Genomic DNA, 19,218 nt, shown 5'->3' with positions numbered 1-19,218 from the left:
TTCATAAGCCTTAATGGCTTATGAATGATTTAAAACCTTGTTTAAAAATTCTCTCAATCTTTCATTGCTAGGATTTTCAAATACTTCTTTAGGGCTTGCATCAACAGCAATTTTTCCTTTATCCATAAAAAATATACGATTGGCAACATTTCTAGCAAAACCCATTTCATGGGTTACCACAAGCATAGTTAAACCTTCTTTTGCAACATCTTTCATAATGCTTAGAACCTCGCCTATCATTTCAGGATCTAGAGCTGAAGTAGGCTCATCAAATAAAATAACATCAGGATTCATCATCAAGCTTCTAGCAATAGCTATGCGTTGTTTTTGTCCACCAGAGAGCTTATGGGGCATTATATTTTCTTTGTCTGCTAAACCCACCTTAGCAAGAAGTATTTTTGCTTTTTTTATGGCTTCTTCTTGACTTAAAATTCCTGTTTTAATGGGCGTTAAACATAAATTTTCCATAACATTTTTATTAGCAAAAAGATTAAAATGCTGAAATACCATGCTAACTTTTTGCCTGATCTTATTAATATCAATTTCTTTATCAAGTATGTTTTGCTTATTGATTAAAATTTCCCCACTATCAGCTACTTCTAAGCGATTGATGCAGCGTAAAAATGTACTTTTTCCTCCTCCACTTGGACCTATGATAGCTATTACATCGCCTTTTGAGATTGTAGTGTTAATATTTTTTAAAACTTCTAATTCTCCATATTTTTTTTGTAAATTTTTAACTTCAATCATTTTTATTCATCCTAAGTTCAAGTTTTTTTGCAAAATAACTAAAAATTTTTACACTTACGTAATAAACAAGTCCAGTGAAAATAATAGGTTTTGGATTGTAAAGTACGGCTTGCAAGCTTTGACTTTGCATGGTAATATCAACAACACTAATAAATCCTACAACAGAAGTTTCCTTAAATAAAGAAATAAATTCATTAGCTAATGCAGGTAGAATGTTTTTAGTAGCCTGAGGAAGAATAATTTCTTTCATTGAAGTTTTGTAATCAAGTCCCATTGCTCTTGCAGCTTCCATTTGTCCTTTATCCACACTATTAATGCCACTTCTTACAATTTCTGCTATATAAGCCGAGCTATTAAGTCCTAGTGCAAGAATGGCTGCATAAAGGTTATCTATAAAAGTAAAAATTACAAAAGCAAAAATCATCAATTGTAAAATTACTGGTGTTCCTCGTATAATGTCTATATATTCATCTATAATAAAATTAAGTGTTTTAAATTTAGAGAATCGTAAAATAGCTAAGCTAAAACCAATAATCACTCCGATAATAACAGCACAAGCAGTTAATAAAAGCGTAATAAGATAACTTTTTAAATAAGCTTTTGCATTTTCTGTATAGCCATAGCTTACAACTCCACTAGGATCTTGAATTTTTAATATTTCTATCGGGAAAGAAAAATAGCCCCATAAAATAATAATAACAAAAAAAACAAAAATTCTTATATTTTTCTGATTCAATTTGTAAACCTTTTCAGAGAAATTATTTAAAAAAGATTTTATAGAAATATCTTTGAATTTTCTCTAAAGATTTAAAAAAATGTGTTAGAATTTCCCAAAAATAAGGTTGTATTTATGGAAATTTTAGATTTCATTCTAATAGTTATTTTTGTGTTTTTAATGATTGTTTTGGTCATAGGATTCAATCATCAAATGATGCAAAAAAACAAAGAAAGAGAAGAAAGATTTAAAAAATATAAAAAAGGAGAACAAAATGAGTAAAAAAGTATTAATTCCATTGGCTCAAGGTTTTGAGGAAGCTGAATTTATAGGAATTGCGGATGTTTTAAAACGAGCAAGAGAATTAAATCCAGATTTGGAAGTTGTTATAGCTTCGCTAAATAGTGAGTTATTGGTAAAGGGTGCTAATGGTATTAGTATAAAAGCAGATTGTTCTATAGAGGATGTTGATATAGAAAATTTAGATGCCATTGCTTTGGCGGGTGGCTTTGAAGGTATGATGAATCTTAAGAATTCAAATGTTATTTTAAATATCATTAAACAGCTTCATAGCAACAATAAAATTGTTGCTGCAATCTGTGCTTCTCCTATAGTCTTAAATGAAGCAGGTGTTTTAGAGGGCGAGTTTGCTTGCTATCCTAGTTGTGAAGTTGGACTTAATGGAAATCGTGTTAACAAGGCTGTAGTTGTAAATAAAAATGTTATAACTTCAGCAGGTCCAGCTACGGCAATTCTTTTTGGTTTAGAACTAGCTAAAAAGTTATGCGGTGATGAAATTTATCAAAAATTATACGAGGGAATGTTGCTACCTTTGACAAAATAGTTTAAATGGTAGTTTTTCTACCATTTAAATTAAAATAAAGCTTGAGGATTTTCTTTTTTTGTTTTTTCCTTAGGCAGTTCAAAACCTCCAAGCATATGAAAATGTAAATGAAAAACTTCTTGTCCACTATTTTTTCCACAGTTTGTTACCAAGCGATATCCACTTTTATCCACACCTAAAAGAACAGCTAGTTCTTGTATGAAACTTGTCATTTTGGCCATAAGTTCAGGATTAAATTCTTGAAAGTCTTTAAAATGTTTTTTAGGGATTATAAGTATATGTATGGGTGCTTTGGGTGCAATATCATGAAATGCTAGAAAATCGTCACTTTCAAGCACTTTATTGCATGGAAGTTTACCTTCAACTATGAGTTCAAAAATTGTTTTTTCTTGCATTATTTATCCTTTTTTATTGTTGGTTTGATACAATTATATCTTTAAAGTTTGGTTTTTATGCTGAATTTAAAATAGTTTTTAATAGAATTAGAACTTGAAATATTTTATTTTAAGGTAAGAAAATTGCAAAATTTTATAGAACAGATTCAAAAATGTGAGAATTTAAATGATTTGGAAGCCATTAGGATTTCCGTTCTTGGAAAAAAAGGTATTTTAACAGAAGGCTTTACAAAGCTTAAAGAGTTAGAAGATGAGGCGAAAAAAGAATTTGCTGCTAAACTAAATGCACAAAAAGAAATATTTAATGAGGCTTATTTAGCTAAATTTAAAGATTTGGAAAATCTTGCTTTAGAAGAAAGAATGAAACAAGATGCTTTAAATTTTAACTATTTTGATGAAAGTATTACAACAGGTGCCTTGCATCCTGTTATGAGCACCATGGATAAAATCATAGAGTATTTTATAGCTTTGAATTTTAGCATAGAAAAAGGGCCTTTAATAGAAGATGACTTTCATAATTTTGAAGCGTTAAATTTACCTAAATCTCACCCTGCAAGAGATATGCAAGATACGTTTTATTTTGATGATAAAAGGCTTTTAAGAACACAAACTTCGCCAGTGCAAATACGGACAATGCTTACACAAAAACCTCCTATTAGGATGATAGCCCCTGGTGCTGTATTTAGAAGAGATTTTGATATTACGCATACTCCTATGTTTCATCAAGTTGAAGGCCTTGTGGTGGAAGAAGGGCGAAAGGTTAGCTTTGCAAATTTAAAAAGTGTATTGGAAGATTTTTTGCGTTATATGTTTGGAGATGTGAAAGTTCGTTTTCGTCCAAGTTTTTTCCCATTTACAGAACCTTCTGCTGAAGTTGATATTTCTTGTGTATTTTGCAAAGGAAAGGGTTGTAGAGTTTGCAAACATACAGGTTGGCTCGAAGTTTTAGGATGTGGAATAGTTGATCCTAATGTTTATAATTTTGTTGGCTATGAAAATGTAAGTGGCTATGCTTTTGGATTAGGAGTAGAACGTTTTGCAATGCTTTTGCATCAAATTCCAGATTTAAGATCTTTATTTGAAGGTGATTTAAGATTATTGGAGCAGTTTAGATGATAATTACTAAAAGTTGGCTGAATGATTGGTTAGAACTTGAAGAAATAAGTTCAGATAAAATAGCTAAAACTTTAAACTCTATAGGTATAGAAGTTGATAGAGTTGGCGCTTTAAAGGCTCCAGATAAAGTTGTTGTAGGCTATGTTAAGGAAAAAATTAAACATGAAAATTCAGATAAATTAAGCATTTGTCAAGTTGATATCGGAAGTGAAACCTTGCAAATTGTCTGCGGTGCTGCGAATGTTGATGCAGGACAATTTGTAGCTGTTGCAACTAAAGGTGCTATCATGCCAAACGGTATGGAAATAAAAGAAGCAAAATTACGAGGAGTGGATTCTTGTGGTATGCTTTGTTCTAGTTTAGAACTGGGTTTTGAAAAAATCAATGAAGGAATTATGCTTTTAGATGAGAGTATAGGGAAATTAGAACTTGGGAGACCTTTAAATACTTATGAAATTTTTAATGATGAACTAATAGAAGTAGAACTTACTCCTAATAGGGGTGATTGTTTAAGTATTTATGGCATTGCTCGTGATTTAGCTACAGCTTTAAATTTAAATTTAAAAGAACCAAAACCATTCAAAGAAAGTGAAAATGTTTTAGGTATTGGTAGAATTTTGCGCTTAGCAGCTGAGAAAGAACTTAATGGACTTTATAATTATCGAGCCATAGAGCTAAAAGAAGAAATTCAAACAAATTTATTGCTTAGTTTAAGACTTGCTCAAATTGAAAGTTTGGGAAAAAATTCCATAGAAAATTTATTAAATTATGCAACGCATTCAACTGGTGTTCTTTTTAATGCTTATGATTTAAGTAGTTTTTCTGAAAAAGATGAAGAATTTACCATCAATTTAAGCAAGCAAATGCATGGAGAAACAAAAGTATCTTACAAAGATAAACTTTTAAGCTTTAGCGGAATTTTCCAAAATAATGAAAGTAGATGCAAAGATGATTCTAAAATAATTATTATTGAGGCTAATTATACCGATCCATTGGTGATTGCAGATGCTAAAATATATCATAAAGATCAAGATGAAAAAATACTTTATAGAAGTTTTAGGGGAAGTGAGCCTAAATTAAATTTAGGAATGGATTTTTTACTTAGTATTTTTGAGCAGATTCCAAATCTTGTTATTTATAGTTCTTCTCAACAAATTTTAACCGACAAAGAATTACCAATCATACCAATAAGTATTGAAAGTATTGGCGATATAATAGGGCAAAATGTTGATAAAGATGAAGTATTAAAAATATTGAAAAAATTAGGTTTTGAACTTATACTTTCAGGCGAAGGGCTTATAAATGTTAAAGCACCTTTACATCGTCCTGATATTAAAAATTTATCAGATATTTGCGAAGAAGTTGTAAGAATTATAGGTATTGATAATATTGCTTCCAAGGGTTTAGAATTTGTAGAAAAAAATCGTTTAAATTCTGCATATAAAAATTATATTGAGTTTTTAAATTTAAGGAAAAGAGCAGTAGCTAGTGGTTATTTTGAAAGCTTACATTATGTTTTAGACAATGAAGAAGAACTTAAAAGATTGGGTTTTGACTCTGTTAAATTAAAACTAATCAATCCAATTACAGCAGAACTTAATACTTTAAGAACAACCCTTTTAAATCATTTATTGAATGCAGCAAGTTTAAATGCAAAAAATTCTAAAAAAATTATTAAACTTTTTGAACTAGGGGTTGTTTTCAATGTCAATAATCAAGAATTAAATCGTATCGCATTTATCCATTCTGGCTTAAAAGAAGAAGCTAAAATTTCTAATAAGGCAAAACCTGAATCGGTGCAATTTTATGATTTTCTTTTAGACATTAAAAATATTATAGGCGATTTTAAACTAAAATCATCAAAATATAATATTTTAAGCCCTTATGAACAAGCAGATATTTATCTATCGAATATTAAAGTAGGTTTTATAGGCCGTTTGCATTTAAAAATAGAAAATGAGAGGGATTTGCCAAAAACATATATTTGCGAACTTGATTTAGATTTAATTAAGCAAGATTTTAAAATAGCTAAGCCTTACTCCAAATTCCCAGCTATCACTAGAGATCTTAGCGTGTTAATACCTAAAGGTTTTGAATACAATCAGATTAAAAATTGTATCGAAGAATTAAATTTAGAAATACTTGAAAATTTTCGTTTAGTTGATATTTATAGTGATGAAAACCTTAAAGAATTTTATAGCATTACTATGAGTTTTTCTTTTAGAGATATAAATAAAACTCTAGAAGATAATCAAGTAAATGAATGCATGGGTAAAATTTTAAATACTCTTAAAAATTTAGGTCTTGATTTAAGATGAAAATTTACAAATTGCAAACCCCTGTAAATGCTACACTTGAAAATATAGCAGCAGATAAAAGCATATCTCATCGTTTTGCTATATTTTCGCTTTTAACACAAGAAGAAAATAAGGCTCAAAATTATCTCTTAGCTCAAGATACTTTAAACACTCTTGAAATTATAAAAAATCTTGGAGCTAAAATTGAAGAAAAAGATTCTTGCGTCAAAATTATACCCCCTAAAGAAATTTTATCTCCAAATTGTATTTTAGACTGTGGAAATTCAGGAACCGCTATGCGTTTGATGATAGGATTTTTAGCAGGAATTTCTGGTTTTTTTGTTTTAAGTGGAGATAAGTATTTGAATAATCGTCCTATGAGAAGGATAAGCAAACCACTTACTCAAATAGGCGCTAGAATTTATGGAAGAAATGAGGCAAATTTAGCTCCACTTTGTATAGAAGGTCAAAAATTAAAAGCTTTTAACTATAAAAGCGAAATTTCTTCGGCTCAAGTTAAAACAGCTATGATTTTATCTGCTTTTAGAGCTGATAATATATGCACTTTTAGTGAAATTTCTCTTAGTCGAAATCATAGTGAAAACATGCTAAAGGCTATGAAAGCTCCAATAAGGGTTAGTAATGATGGCTTAAGTCTTGAAATAAGTCCTTTAAAAAAACCTTTAAAAGCTCAAAATATAATCATTCCTAATGATCCTTCTTCGGCTTTTTATTTTGTTTTAGCAGCTATTATTTTGCCTAAATCTCAAATTATTTTAAAAAATATTTTACTTAATCCTACTCGTATAGAGGCGTATAAAATTTTGCAAAAAATGGGTGCCAAACTTGAAATGACAATAACTCAAAATGATTTTGAAACTATTGGTGAGATCAGGGTGGAGTCTAGCAAGCTTAATGGCATAGAAGTTAAAGATAATATCGCTTGGTTGATAGATGAAGCGCCTGCTTTGGCTATAGCTTTTGCTTTGGCTAAGGGTAAATCTAGTTTAATAAATGCTAAAGAATTACGCGTTAAAGAAAGCGATAGAATTACTGCGATGGTTGAAAATCTAAAGCTTTGTGGTGTTGAAGCTAGAGAACTTGATGATGGTTTTGAAATAGAAGGTAGATGCGAACTAAAATCTTCAAAAATTAAAAGCTATGGAGATCACCGTATTGCTATGAGTTTTGCTATTTTAGGTTTGCTTTGTGGAGTTGAAATTGATGATAGTGATTGTATAAAAACTTCTTTTCCAAATTTTATAGAGATTTTATCAAATTTAGGAGCTAGGATTGATTATTGAATTAGCAAAAAACTATGGTTTTTGTTTTGGTGTTAAAAGAGCTATTAAAAAAGCAGAACAAATAAAAGATGCCGCAACTATAGGTCCTCTTATTCATAATAACGAAGAAATTTCTCGTTTACAAAAAAATTTTAATGTCAAAACTTTGGAAAATATAAAAGCTTTAAGCAATGAAAAAAAGGCTATTATAAGAACTCATGGTATTACAAAGCAAGATTTAGAAGAATTGAGAAAAAAAGATATAGAAATTTTTGATGCCACTTGTCCTTTTGTTACAAAGCCACAACAAATTTGCGAGCAAATGAGCAAGGAGGGTTATGAAGTTGTTATTTTTGGAGATGAAAATCATCCCGAAGTTAAAGGAGTAAAAAGTTATGTAAGCACAAAAGCTTATGTAGTTTTGGATAAAAAAGAGCTTCAACATATAAAACTTCCTAATAAAATAGCTGTAGTAAGCCAAACAACTAAGAAGCCTGAACATTTTATGGAGATAGTAAATTTTTTAATACTTAAAACCAAAGAAGTAAGAGTTTTTAATACTATATGTGATGCAACTTTTAAAAATCAAGATGCTATTAAAGAACTCTCGCTTAAAAGTGATGTTATGGTTGTTGTAGGGGGTAAAAACTCAGCCAATACAAAACAACTTTTTTTGATTGCAAAAACTAATTGTGAAGATAGTTATCTAATTGAAACCGAAGAAGAGTTAAAAAAAGAATGGTTTTTAGATAAAAAACATTGTGGTATTAGCGCAGGCGCTAGTACTCCTGATTGGATCATACAAAAAGTTATCGCCAAAATAGAAAATTTTAAAATTAATTAAAAAATGTTTTCAATATAGAATAAAAAAGTCAAAAATTTAAAAAAAATTAATAAAAATAAAAAAACTTAACACTAATTAAAGAAAAATAAGGTAAAATCAATCAATTTCTAAAAATTATTTTAAAGGACCATAATGAGCGAGGTGAACAAAAAAGTTCAAGGCGGCGTAGATGATTATCTTGAGGAAGAAGATTTTGGACTGCTTTTAGAGGCTTTCGATAAATCAAGAGAAGAGACTACAACAGAGGGTGTGATTGTAGAGATTAAAAATGATGAAGTTTATGTAGATATAGGCAAAAAATCTGAAGGTATTTTAGCTCTTAGTGAAATACAAGATGATAATTCTAAGCTATTATTTAATGTAGGCGATAGTATTAAAGTTGCTGTTATGGGTTCTCGTGGTGGCAGATCTTTACTTTCTCATAAAAAAGCTTTGAGAAAAGAAAAAGTTATTGAATTTATTAAAAACTATCAAGAAAATCAAGATGATATTTTTACCGTAAAAGTAGTTGGAAAAAATAAAGGCGGATTGATAGTTGTTGATGAAAATGATGTTGAATTTTTCTTGCCAAAATCTCAATATGGCTTCAAAGAAACAAATAACATTATAGGCAAAACGTTTAAAGTTAAAATTATTAAAATCGACAAAGATGAGCAAAGTATCATTGTTTCTCGTAAAAAAACTTTAGATGAGGAGAGAAGAAAACGCAAAGAATTGATCAATAATGTAGCACAACAAGAAGATTTAATTGAAGGTATTGTGAAAAAAATTACCACCTATGGTATGTTTGTAGATGTAGGAGGTGTTGATGGCCTTGTTCATTACAGCGAAATTTCTTACAAAGGACCTGTAAATCCTGGAACACTTTATAAAGAGGGCGATAAAGTTCCAGTTAAAGTTATAAAGTATGATAAAGAACGCAAACATTTATCCTTATCTATAAAAGCGGCTTTACCTGATCCATGGAGTGAGATAAAAGATACTCTTGATGTAGGTGATACCATTAAAGTAATAGTATCAAATATAGAGCCTTACGGTGCTTTTGTGGATTTAGGAAATGATATAGAAGGATTTTTACATATCAGTGAAATTTCTTGGGATAAAAATATTAAAAATCCAAAAGATTATATCAATAAAGGCCAAGAAATTGATGTTGAAGTAATTGAAATCAATCCAAATGAAAGACGCTTAAGAGTTTCTTTAAGAAATTTACTTTCTAGACCTTTTGATGAATTTATGAAATCTTACAAAATTGCAGATGTGGTTGAGGGAGAAATTACCTCAGTAACTTCTTTTGGTGCGTTTGTTAGACTTGGCGGTATTGAAGGTTTGTTGCATAATGAAGATGCTTCTTGGGATAGAAATGATAAATGCAAAGACAAATTCTCTCAAGGGGATAAAATCAAAGTAAAAATTATCAAAATAGATGAAGAAAACCAAAAAATATCATTAAGCGCAAAAGAATTAAGTAGCTCTCCAGTTCAAGAATATGCCAAAATTCATAAAGTCGGCGATATTGTAAAAGGCGCTATCCGTGATATTAAAGATTTTGGTGTTTTTGTAGAGCTAAGTAAAAATGTTGATGCTTTAATTCATAAAGAAGATATAAGCACTTCTATGCTTGAAAATTTGAAAATTGGCGACGATATTGAAGCTGCTATAGTTTTTATTGATGAAAAGAAAAATAGAATTCGCCTAAGTGTTAAAAATCTTGTTAGAATGAAAGAAAGAGAAGTTCTTAATGAAATCAATAATGATGATAAAGTGACTTTAGGTGATATCATTAAAGATCAGCTAACTTAATGAAAAAATACATTACAATAAGCATTTTGAGTATTTTATTACTCATTTTGCTTGCTGTTGTTGTTACATTGCTTTGGCAATTTAAAGCTAATGTAAATTTCATTCCACAATTTGCTAAAGATACAAATACGCAGCCAAGCATTCAAACCCAAAATCAAGATCTTTCATGGCAAGAAGAATTAGCAAAATGGCCTACACGAGATTTTACCCCAGCAGCAGAAAAATTTACCTTATATTTTGATGCGGATACTAGCGAGCTTAAGGAGAAAAATAAATATTATCAACTTATAGTTGGAAAATATGATATTTATTCTATGTTTTGCTTAAGACAGACTTTAAATTCTTTTAATGTGAAGTATTTTCTTCTTAAATCAGGTGATAGTCCAGAAATCTTTTTGGATACAGGTAATGAAAAACTTATAGATGATATTATCAAAGAATTAAAAAAATATAAAATAAATACAGAAGTAAAGGAAATTTGGTTATGAAAAAAAAGATTATAGTATGTGATGCTATTTTGGATAAAGGTATCGATATTCTAAGAAAAGCTGAAGATATTGAGCTTATAGAAGCTGCAAAAGTTCCAAAAGATGAACTTATGCAAATGCTAAGCGATGTTGAAGTTGCTATTACTAGAAGTTCTACAGATGTAGATATAAATTTCTTAAATCATGCCAAAAAATTAAAAGCGCTTGTGCGTGCTGGGGTGGGCGTAGATAATGTTGATATTCCAGAGTGTTCTAAAAGAGGAGTGATTGTGATGAATGTCCCAACTGCAAATACTATTGCCGCAGTTGAACTAACAATGGTACATCTTTTAACATCAGCTAGAAGCTTTGTCAATGCTCATAATTTTTTAAAAATTGAAAGAAAATGGGAAAGAGAAAAATGGTATGGCATTGAACTGATGAACAAAACGCTAGGGGTTATAGGTTTTGGAAATATAGGTTCAAGAGTAGCTATCCGTGCTAAAGCATTTGGTATGAAAATTTTAGCCTACGATCCGTATATTTCTGCTTCTAAGATTACAGATTTAGATATGGAGCAAGCAAAAAATTTGGATGAAATTTTAGAAAAAAGTGATTTTATTACCATTCACACACCAAAAACCAAAGAAACCAATGGTATGATAGGAAAGCAAGAAATTGCAAAAATGAAAGATGGAATAAGATTAATAAATTGTGCTCGCGGAGGATTGTACACAGAAGAGGCTTTATATGAAGGTTTAAAAAGTGGTAAAATAGCATGGCTTGGTATAGATGTATTCAATAAAGAACCTGCGACTAATCATCCTCTTTTAGACTTTGAAAATATTTCAGTTACTTCTCACCTAGGAGCAAATACTTTAGAAAGTCAAGACAATATCGCAAGAGAAGCTTGTGAGCAAGCACTAAGTGCAGCACGAGGCGTGGCTTATCCTAATGCCTTAAATTTGCCAATTAAAACCGAAGATTTACCACCTTTTGTAGCTCCTTATATAGAACTTGTTTCTAAAATGGCTTTTTTAGCTGTTCAAATTGATAAAAATCCTATAAAAAGTATTAAATTAGAGGCTGAAGGAATTATTGGCGAGTATGCAAATTCTATGCTAACCTTTGCAGCTGTTGGTGCTTTGGGTGGAATTTTAGGAGAGAAAATTAATTATGTTAATGCAGAATTTGTTGCCAAAGAAAAAGGAGTTGAATTATCTTGCGAAACTCTTCCAAATAGTGGTTATAATAATAAACTTAGCGTTAAAATTATCACCGAAAATTCAAATATCAGTGTTTCAGGAACAGTGTTTAATGAAAATGAACAACGCATAGTTGGATTAAATGGCTTTAAAACTGATTTTAAGCCAAAAGGAAAAATGATTATTTTTAAAAACAAAGACATACCAGGAGTTATAGCTAAAATCAGCTCCGTTTTGGCAGCTAAAAATATCAATATAGCTGATTTTAGGCTTGGTAGAGATGGTTTTGGGTATGCTTTGGCTGTTGTTTTGATTGATGAAAAAGTTCAAAAAGAAGTATTAGATGAACTAAAACAATTAGAGGCGTGTGTATTTGTCCAATATGTTGAAATTTAAAATTTTAATTATAGAAGATGATATAGATTTAAACGAACTGCTTGTTTTAAAGTTAAAATCTAGTGGTTATGAAGTTATATCTTTAGTGGATTTTTTTGGAGTTGAAGATTTGCTCGATAATGAGCAAATCGATCTTTTAATAGTCGATAGAAATTTGCCCAGTGGAGATTCTTTAGAAAAAATTCAAGATTTAAGAGAGCAAGGATATAAAGAAGCAGTTATTTTTCTTACAGCCAAAGCTTTGCATCAAGATTTGCTCGAAGGCTTTGAAAGTGGTTGTGATGATTATGTTTGTAAACCTTTTGATTTTAATGAGCTTTTACTTCGCATTAAAGCAATTTTAAAACGCCATAAAAAAGAAGAAGAAAAACTATCTTTTGGTGATTTTATTTTAGATTTGGCTAATTATGAATTCTTTTACAAAAATCAAAAATTAGAAATCTCAAATCTTGACTATGAGCTTTTAAAATATTTTTTTGAAAATCCAAATACCTTGCTTACTAGACAATTTTTAAGCGAAAGTGTTTGGAAAGATGATACTACAAGTGATAAAACAATCAATATAGCTCTAACAAGACTTAGAAATAAATTTCCAAAACTAAAAGATCATATTATAAGTGTTAGGGGTATTGGCTATAAATTATGCTAAAAACTAAAAATATTTTTATAGTTTTTTTTGTTGTATTGGCTTTGATTTTTGGGTTTATTTTTTATACTTTTACTAATTCTTATCTTAATTTCTTGCTTATAAAACAATATGAACAAAAAATCAAAAGCCTTGATGATGTTTTAAAGTTTTCTCTCTTAGAGCATTTAAATGATGCTAATATCAAGGATTTTGCTAAAGATACTAGGGCTGATTTTATTATCCTAAACAATGATATGAAAATAAGTTCTGTAAAAAATCCTGATTTTTTTTCTAATCTTAAAGAAGGAGAAATTTTAAATTTCAATTCAAAAAAAATTCTCACTAAAAGCTTTATTTACAAAGGATATAAATATATTATTATTGTTTATCCTCGTTTTTTAGATTTAGAACTTTTTTGGACAAAAATAGCAATCGGTTTTGGAGTATGCTTGCTGTTTGTTTTTATTTTAATGTTGTTGTTAGGTAGAAAAATAGAGAAAAATTTTAATAAAATTTTGGATTTTTTGGATTCTATAGGGGATCATAAAGTTGTTATATTAGAAAAAGGAATGTTTAAAGAATTTAATTTGCTAAATGAGAAGCTTTTAAAAACTAAGGATAAAATTCTAAAGAATACCCAAAAAAATAAAAAACAAAGCGATAAAATTACTTTAAAAAATACTCAGCTTGCTAGCGTGATTTCTGCTATTTCTCATGAGCTTAAAAATCCATTAAGCGTGATTGATCTTAGCTTAGAGATGCTAAAAGACGAGGAATTGGAAGATAAAAAATTAAAAAAGGAATTGCTAGAAAAAATTTCGCGCCAAAGCATTAAACTTAATGCTTTGACCCATAAGCTTAATTTTGTTTTTAATCTTAATAGTGAAGCCTTGCAAATGCAAGAATTTGATCTTTTTTCTCTATGTGAAAAAATCACTAAAAACCCAGGCTTTGAAAGAGTTGTATTGCAAGGTAAAAGCACGAAAGTTAAGGCTGATGAATTTTTAATCGAGCAAGTGATTATAAATTTGCTTTCCAATGCTTTAAAATATAGTCAAAAAGAAGTCATTTTAACAGCAAGAGATCAAAAGATAATAGTCCAAGATTTTGGAAAAGGCATAGAAGAAGATAAAATAAAACTGATTACAAAAAAATTTTATAAAATTGATGTAAAAAGTGATAATTCTTTTGGTTTGGGACTTTTTTTAGTAAAGAAAATTTTAAATATACATAAAAGTTATCTTGAAATTTCTAGCACTTTAGGCTATGGTTCTAGTTTTAGCTTTAAACTCAGTCAAGGATAAAAAATGGCTCTTATAGATTTAATCGAAGCTTCAAAAAAATTTGGAGACAAAATAGTTTTAAATGAAGCAAATTTTAGTGCAAACGAGGGAGAAAAGATTGCCATTATAGGCAAAAATGGAGAAGGGAAAACTACTTTTTTAAAAACGCTTTTAGGCACACTTCCTTTAGATAGCGGTAGAGTAATAAGACAAAATGGAAAAAGCATAGCCATGCTTTCACAAACCGTTGATTTTAATGCAAATTTAAGTGTAAAAGAAGCTATCAAGCAAGAGCTTGCAGAAATTTACAATGCCTTAGAAGAATATGAAATACTGCATAAAAAATTAGAAGAAGATCCTAGTAATAAAGATCATCTTAAAAAAATAGATACGCTTATGACTTTGATTGATAGTAAAGATGCTTGGAATATAGAATCTAAAATAATACGCGTTTTAAAAGAATTTAGTTTGCTTGAGTATGAAAGTCGCATTATATCTACTTTAAGTGGTGGAGAGATACGCCGCGTTGGACTTTGCATACTTTTACTAAAAAATCCTGATATTTTATTGCTTGATGAACCAACTAATCATTTAGATGTATATATGACAAGCTTTTTGGAAGAATTGCTAAAAAATTCAAAGATGTGTGTGATTTTTATTTCCCATGATAGATATTTTATTGACGCTATAGCACACAAGTGTGTAGAAATAGAGCAGGGTAAACTTAGTATTTTTAAAGGCGGATATGCAAACTATTTAGAGAAAAAAACACAAATTTTACAAAGCCTTGCTAAGAGCCATGAAGCTCTTTTAAAGCAATTAAAAAGTGAAGAAGAATGGCTTAGAAGAGGGGTTAAAGCAAGACTTAAAAGAAATGAAGGACGAAAAGAACGTATTTTCAAAATGCGTGAAGAAGCGAAAAAAAATCCCGGAGCAATCAAACGCTTAAAACTTGAAATTTCAAGAGCGGCTTTAAATTTTAATGGAGAAAAAACGATCAATCGTAAAAAAATGCTTTTTGAGCTTAAAAATATAAGCAAAAATATAAACAATAAAAATCTTTTTAAAGATTTTTCAACGCGTGTTTTACAAGGTGAACGCATAGCTATCGTAGGAAGAAATGGTTGTGGAAAATCGACATTGTTAAAAATTCTTATAGGGCAAATAAAACAAGATAGCGGTGAAATAAAACGCGGAGAGCTTAAGATAGGATATTTTGATCAGGCTAGAAGCTTGGTAAATTCTGATAAAAGCTTGCTTGAAATTTTTTGTCCCAATGGAGGAGATAGGGTTGAAGTTCGTGGTAAAAATATGCATGTTTATGGATATTTGAAAAATTTTTTATTTCCTAAGGAATTTTTAGATAAAAGCGTAGCTCTTTTAAGTGGCGGAGAGAAAAATCGCGTTGCTTTAGCCTTGCTTTTTACTAAAGAATATGATGTTTTGATTTTAGATGAGCCAACTAATGATCTTGATATAGCTACGATTAATATACTAGAAGAATACTTACTTAGTTTTGAAGGAGCTATTTTGCTAGTATCACACGATAGATATTTTGTTGATAAAATCGCAACAAAACTTTATGCTTTTGAGGGAAATGGATATATAAATATTTTACACACTCTTTATACTGAATATCTTGAAAATGAAAAAGAAATTGAAGAATTGGATAATTTTGCTTTAGAGCTTCAAACCCAAGAGCAAAATAATAACCAAAAAGAAAAAAGCTCTAAAAAATTAAGCTACAAAGAAAATGAGATATTAAAAAACCATCCTGAAAAAATAGATTTTTTAGAGCAAAAGATAGCTAAATTAAATCAAGATTTATCCGATCCAAATGTATATCAAGAAATAGGTATTAACAAGCTTTATCAAGAGCTTGAAGTAATGCAAAAAGAACTTGAAATTCTAGAAAATGAGTATTTTTTAGTATTAGAGAAAAGTGAGAATTTATAATTAATAAAGATTTTATATTTTTTTACTCTATGGAGCGGGAAACGAGATTCGAACTCGCGACCCCAACCTTGGCAAGGTTGTGCTCTACCCCTGAGCTATTCCCGCAAAAAATAAGTGGCGCCCGAGGTCGTAGTGTGATTTATAGTTAAAATACCTAAAATAACATACTTTAAAAATTAATAATACAAATAACATATACTTTAACATATACTTTTTAAAAAATAAAATTTTTCAAATATAGAAATTCAATAGAAGAAGAGAAGTTTAGTTAAAAGTTTGTTTGGTAAGCCACAAGGGGAAACTCACCCCCAAAGGGGCAAGGCTAATAAGCCTTGACAGTAATTATACAAATTAGTATAATTATAAGTATGAGTCGTGTCATATAGTTCACCCCCTTTCTAGGGTGTGATTATGCCACAGGGTTGCAGCCTTGTGGCAAAACCCTTAATGCAATTATACCAAACAAACTCTTTAACTTCTGAAACAATTTATGAAAGATTTTTGTATAAGTTTTAATATTTTATATGAAAATTTAGGTGTAAGCTATAAACAAGAAGCCTTTCGAGCTAGCTAAGAATACTTGGCTTTAGTTAGGAATCTCCTACTTCTAAGCGTTAGCGAAAGTAGGAGTAATTTACAGTTTTCATTGTTTTAAAATTTTTCTCTTTGTTATTAATAGATAATTTCGATATATCATATCTATCCCAAAAAATAAGCTCTAAAGGGCGTTGTAAAAAATGATAAGTTAAGCTTATAAAAATAATCAAAGCTATAAGCACACCACAAGGTATATAAAATCTTTTAAGTTTGTAAAAAGGTTTTTTCATGGATGCTCATATTTATTTTAAATTAGCTTTTTCTAGCATTTTATTGTCCCAACCTTCTGGTAAATCTTTTATGCTTGGATAATAAGGGCGTAAAAGTTCTATATAAACTCCTTTCTGATAGGAAAGCTCAAAATAATACTTTCCTAAAGCAGAAGGGATAAGCTTTGCATCTCCGTGATAATTTCCATCAGAATAGACAAAATTAGGGCTATAAAAAGGGCTTCTAGGAGGAACATATGGGCTTTGTTGAATTGGGCGCACTCCTATTTCATCATAAGCAAAATAATCATATATGCTAAATTTAAAAATACCATTATTGCCAAAGCCATAATCATAATAATCATTAAAATAACCATTTTCTCCTTCAAATCCCATATCAAGCAATATTTTTTCATAACGCTTATTTATTTCTTCGTTTAAATTTTTATAATCTATTTTTGTGTCATCCATATAAGCTGCAGGATTAAAAAGAAGCTTGGTTTCATCTTGAAACAAACCATAAGAAAGCTCTAATAAGAAATCTTTTAAACTCCAAACCAAATCAGCATAAAAATACTCATCATCAAAAGTGATTAAATAATCTTCATCTTTTTTATTTTGTTTTGCTAAATAATCAAGCATAGCAAGCAATATTGGATTTTTTTTAATATAACTTTTATCTTTAAAATTATTAGCTTGTTCTTTTGTAAGAATGCCAACTTCTCCTAATTGATCATAAATTTCATCACTAAATACGAAAGGTTTTATGCCATGGTTTTTATTGATTGCATCAATATAATTTTTTATTATCATTGTGTTTTTACTATAAAGTTCTTTCACATAGGAAATGATTTGTTCTTGGCTTAAAATTTGAGTGTCTTTTTCTATTTTACATTGATACTCTAAATTATTTGGACTTTCAAAATAATAACCCCCATCCATACCATCATAAAATTTAGGTTTAATATAATTAGGATTTTTATTAGCAAGCCATAAGGGATTTTTTATCTTTTTAACTTCTTCTTCTAAATTTTCAAATTTAGTGGCTATGTATTTTGGGATGAGTTTGTTGCCTTTTTTATCAAAAACAATTTTACCAAGATATATGCCAAATTTTGGATTATAGCATTCAAGCTCATTCATATCATTAAATTTCCAAAAATATTGCTCGCTAGGACAAATATTATTATAACTTTTTATGTTTGTATTTATGGCTAAATAAATAGCATAAGGTTCTTTTCTGGTTTGTAAGAAATCTTTATGTTTTTCTACATCTGGTAAAGGTGGTGGAGTCATTATAATTTAATTTCCTTTCTGAAATAATATGCCACAATCCTAGAATCTAACTCACTTGGCTGAACATAGTATAAAGGACTTGGCAAGAGATCTAATTTGGGATTTAAAAATTTCCAACTTCCATAATATGTGCAATTTTTTAAACATTTCTTCATTTCATTTTCTATTTGCATTCATCTAAAGCCTTTTGGGTTTCATTTAGGAGATTTTCCATATCAATTAATATTTTTTTATAAATATTTCTCTTTAAATCATCTATATTTTTTACATCTAAATTTTTAAATATTTCATAATTTTCTTTCATGTTTTTAAACATTAAGTTTCTATCTTCAAAAGAGCATAATTGAGCATTATTAGACAAAAATACATTTTGAATCAATGTTTTAAAAGAAATTGCCGTACCTATATATTCTGTTCCCTTATCCAAATAACCTACACCCTCTAAGTAATCATAAAATTCTTCATAATGTTTTATAAATTTAAGTTTTTCTTCAAAAATTTGTCTTTCTAAATCTCTAGTTGATGCTCTTAAGTTTAGATATTTTTGCTTTTCATTGGAAGTTGAATTTATACCGCTTATGAAATTAAGATAATTAAAATAAATTTGTTCTTTACCATGTAAAACAAAGAAGTTACCAGCACAGCTTTTAATAAAAGCTTCAAAATACCTATCCTCAAATCCAAATAATTTAGCCACCTTAAAATCAAAAATAGCCTTTTGCATTTTTACATTTAAATCTTTAAAATCTTCTAGCTTAGGTTGGTAATCATTTACAATTTTAATCATATCCTTAGGGCTTGGATTTAAAGTCATTTTTTCAAAGTTTTTAAATTCTAGTTGAACTTTAGGATAATGATACATTCCCCAATAAATCGTATATAAAGGAGAATAAAGTAATTTTGCAAGCACGGCAAATATTATAATAATTATTATACAAGGTATATAAAATCTTTTAAGTTTGTAAAAAGGTTTTTTCATTGTTTATTCTTTATTACTCTGCCTTAATCTCTCCACCTCTAACCACAAGTCCATTAGAATCTATCACTACTTCAACTCCACCTGCTTTAATTATAACACAATCTCCCTTAGTAACAATTTGAGTATCGCCTACTTGATGGAGGATTTGATTACCT

At 29.3% G+C, this 19,218-nt stretch carries 18 protein-coding genes and 1 tRNA gene; 12 read left to right on the top strand and 7 right to left on the bottom strand.

Translation table 11 applies throughout. The features are described 5' to 3' along the window. Window positions 1–18: 18 nt before the first annotated feature. Together AJ888_RS07380 and AJ888_RS07375 are read right to left on the bottom strand one after the other, a co-directional pair. Complete coding sequence (locus tag AJ888_RS07380; RefSeq protein ID WP_002861599.1) at window positions 19–750, bottom strand: amino acid ABC transporter ATP-binding protein; 732 nt, start codon at window positions 748–750, stop codon at window positions 19–21. Then, a complete protein-coding gene (locus AJ888_RS07375) occupies window positions 743–1,486 on the bottom strand; it encodes an amino acid ABC transporter permease (RefSeq protein WP_002861598.1) in 744 nt (247 codons plus the stop codon). The genes AJ888_RS07380 and AJ888_RS07375 overlap by 8 nt, the downstream gene beginning before the upstream one ends. Before the next feature lie 81 nt (window positions 1,487–1,567). On the opposite strand from AJ888_RS07375, the gene AJ888_RS07370 reads away from it, so the two are divergent. Both AJ888_RS07370 and AJ888_RS07365 read left to right on the top strand, forming a co-directional pair. After that, window positions 1,568–1,747 carry a hypothetical protein gene (locus AJ888_RS07370; RefSeq protein WP_010891894.1) on the top strand — a complete coding sequence of 60 codons (180 nt, stop codon included), beginning with the start codon at window positions 1,568–1,570 and terminating at the stop codon, window positions 1,745–1,747. Continuing rightward, window positions 1,740–2,309, top strand: coding sequence for a DJ-1 family glyoxalase III (locus tag AJ888_RS07365; RefSeq protein ID WP_002861597.1), 570 nt, complete (start codon window positions 1,740–1,742; stop codon window positions 2,307–2,309). The genes AJ888_RS07370 and AJ888_RS07365 overlap by 8 nt, the downstream gene beginning before the upstream one ends. A gap of 29 nt (window positions 2,310–2,338) precedes the next feature. On the opposite strand, the gene AJ888_RS07360 is transcribed toward AJ888_RS07365, so the two are convergent. Beyond that, the gene (locus tag AJ888_RS07360) at window positions 2,339–2,704 is read right to left on the bottom strand and encodes a histidine triad nucleotide-binding protein (protein WP_002861596.1); all 366 of its coding nucleotides are present in this window, start codon (window positions 2,702–2,704) and stop codon (window positions 2,339–2,341) included. Between the two features lie 123 nt (window positions 2,705–2,827). Between AJ888_RS07360 and pheS the strand changes: the two genes are divergently transcribed. The 10 genes from pheS to abc-f all read left to right on the top strand — a co-directional run bounded on the left by pheS (window position 2,828) and on the right by abc-f (window position 15,982). Beyond that, entirely contained in the window at window positions 2,828–3,820 is a 993-nt protein-coding gene (gene pheS, locus AJ888_RS07355) for a phenylalanine--tRNA ligase subunit alpha (RefSeq protein WP_002861595.1), read from the top strand. Then, window positions 3,817–6,138, top strand: a complete 2,322-nt coding sequence (gene pheT, locus AJ888_RS07350; RefSeq protein ID WP_002861594.1) for a phenylalanine--tRNA ligase subunit beta — start codon at window positions 3,817–3,819, stop codon at window positions 6,136–6,138. Before pheS ends, pheT begins: the two co-directional genes overlap by 4 nt. Next, window positions 6,135–7,421, top strand: a complete 1,287-nt coding sequence (gene aroA, locus AJ888_RS07345) for a 3-phosphoshikimate 1-carboxyvinyltransferase (protein WP_002861593.1) — start codon at window positions 6,135–6,137, stop codon at window positions 7,419–7,421. The genes pheT and aroA overlap by 4 nt, the downstream gene beginning before the upstream one ends. Beyond that, entirely contained in the window at window positions 7,411–8,244 is an 834-nt protein-coding gene (locus tag AJ888_RS07340) for a 4-hydroxy-3-methylbut-2-enyl diphosphate reductase (RefSeq protein WP_002861592.1), read from the top strand. Before aroA ends, AJ888_RS07340 begins: the two co-directional genes overlap by 11 nt. 132 nt (window positions 8,245–8,376) lie before the next feature. Then, a complete protein-coding gene (locus tag AJ888_RS07335; RefSeq protein ID WP_002861591.1) occupies window positions 8,377–10,047 on the top strand; it encodes a 30S ribosomal protein S1 in 1,671 nt (556 codons plus the stop codon). Further along, window positions 10,047–10,535, top strand: coding sequence for a hypothetical protein (locus tag AJ888_RS07330; protein WP_002861590.1), 489 nt, complete (start codon window positions 10,047–10,049; stop codon window positions 10,533–10,535). Before AJ888_RS07335 ends, AJ888_RS07330 begins: the two co-directional genes overlap by 1 nt. After that, window positions 10,532–12,115, top strand: coding sequence for a phosphoglycerate dehydrogenase (gene serA, locus AJ888_RS07325; protein ID WP_044780500.1), 1,584 nt, complete (start codon window positions 10,532–10,534; stop codon window positions 12,113–12,115). The genes AJ888_RS07330 and serA overlap by 4 nt, the downstream gene beginning before the upstream one ends. Beyond that, window positions 12,102–12,764: a response regulator transcription factor gene (locus tag AJ888_RS07320; protein ID WP_044794298.1), complete on the top strand. Its 663-nt coding sequence runs from the start codon at window positions 12,102–12,104 to the stop codon at window positions 12,762–12,764. Before serA ends, AJ888_RS07320 begins: the two co-directional genes overlap by 14 nt. After that, entirely contained in the window at window positions 12,758–14,047 is a 1,290-nt protein-coding gene (locus tag AJ888_RS07315) for a sensor histidine kinase (protein WP_070296223.1), read from the top strand. The genes AJ888_RS07320 and AJ888_RS07315 overlap by 7 nt, the downstream gene beginning before the upstream one ends. Before the next feature lie 3 nt (window positions 14,048–14,050). Further along, a complete protein-coding gene (gene abc-f, locus AJ888_RS07310) occupies window positions 14,051–15,982 on the top strand; it encodes a ribosomal protection-like ABC-F family protein (protein WP_002861586.1) in 1,932 nt (643 codons plus the stop codon). Between the two features lie 30 nt (window positions 15,983–16,012). Here the strand turns inward: abc-f and AJ888_RS07305 are convergent. The 4 genes from AJ888_RS07305 to AJ888_RS07290 all read right to left on the bottom strand — a co-directional run bounded on the left by AJ888_RS07305 (window position 16,013) and on the right by AJ888_RS07290 (window position 19,063). Continuing rightward, window positions 16,013–16,087 (bottom strand) — tRNA-Gly (locus AJ888_RS07305). A gap of 509 nt (window positions 16,088–16,596) precedes the next feature. Next, window positions 16,597–16,809 carry a hypothetical protein gene (locus AJ888_RS07300; RefSeq protein WP_002861585.1) on the bottom strand — a complete coding sequence of 71 codons (213 nt, stop codon included), beginning with the start codon at window positions 16,807–16,809 and terminating at the stop codon, window positions 16,597–16,599. Between the two features lie 12 nt (window positions 16,810–16,821). Continuing rightward, entirely contained in the window at window positions 16,822–18,084 is a 1,263-nt protein-coding gene (locus AJ888_RS07295) for a hypothetical protein (protein WP_002861584.1), read from the bottom strand. 163 nt (window positions 18,085–18,247) lie between these two features. Then, window positions 18,248–19,063, bottom strand: coding sequence for a hypothetical protein (locus AJ888_RS07290; RefSeq protein WP_002861583.1), 816 nt, complete (start codon window positions 19,061–19,063; stop codon window positions 18,248–18,250). Window positions 19,064–19,218: the final 155 nt, after the last annotated feature.

This window comes from Campylobacter sp. BCW_6467 (assembly GCF_001762855.1).
GTDB classification, from domain to species: domain Bacteria; phylum Campylobacterota; class Campylobacteria; order Campylobacterales; family Campylobacteraceae; genus Campylobacter_D; species Campylobacter_D jejuni.
This window is presented reverse-complemented; position numbering and strand designations above follow the sequence as displayed.

Bases quoted from the DNA above. Each gene is read 5' to 3' on its own strand.
- AJ888_RS07380 (WP_002861599.1), bottom strand. From the start codon at position 750: ATGATTGAAGTTAAAAATTTACAAAAAAAATATGGAGAATTAGAAGTT.
- AJ888_RS07365 (WP_002861597.1), top strand. From the start codon at position 1,740: ATGAGTAAAAAAGTATTAATTCCATTGGCTCAAGGTTTTGAGGAAGCT.
- AJ888_RS07360 (WP_002861596.1), bottom strand. From the start codon at position 2,704: ATGCAAGAAAAAACAATTTTTGAACTCATAGTTGAAGGTAAACTTCCA.
- pheT (WP_002861594.1), top strand. From the start codon at position 3,817: ATGATAATTACTAAAAGTTGGCTGAATGATTGGTTAGAACTTGAAGAA.
- aroA (WP_002861593.1), top strand. From the start codon at position 6,135: ATGAAAATTTACAAATTGCAAACCCCTGTAAATGCTACACTTGAAAAT.
- AJ888_RS07335 (WP_002861591.1), top strand. From the start codon at position 8,377: ATGAGCGAGGTGAACAAAAAAGTTCAAGGCGGCGTAGATGATTATCTT.
- AJ888_RS07330 (WP_002861590.1), top strand. From the start codon at position 10,047: ATGAAAAAATACATTACAATAAGCATTTTGAGTATTTTATTACTCATT.
- serA (WP_044780500.1), top strand. From the start codon at position 10,532: ATGAAAAAAAAGATTATAGTATGTGATGCTATTTTGGATAAAGGTATC.
- AJ888_RS07320 (WP_044794298.1), top strand. From the start codon at position 12,102: ATGTTGAAATTTAAAATTTTAATTATAGAAGATGATATAGATTTAAAC.
- AJ888_RS07315 (WP_070296223.1), top strand. From the start codon at position 12,758: ATGCTAAAAACTAAAAATATTTTTATAGTTTTTTTTGTTGTATTGGCT.
- abc-f (WP_002861586.1), top strand. From the start codon at position 14,051: ATGGCTCTTATAGATTTAATCGAAGCTTCAAAAAAATTTGGAGACAAA.
- AJ888_RS07300 (WP_002861585.1), bottom strand. From the start codon at position 16,809: ATGAAAAAACCTTTTTACAAACTTAAAAGATTTTATATACCTTGTGGT.
- AJ888_RS07295 (WP_002861584.1), bottom strand. From the start codon at position 18,084: ATGACTCCACCACCTTTACCAGATGTAGAAAAACATAAAGATTTCTTA.
- AJ888_RS07290 (WP_002861583.1), bottom strand. From the start codon at position 19,063: ATGAAAAAACCTTTTTACAAACTTAAAAGATTTTATATACCTTGTATA.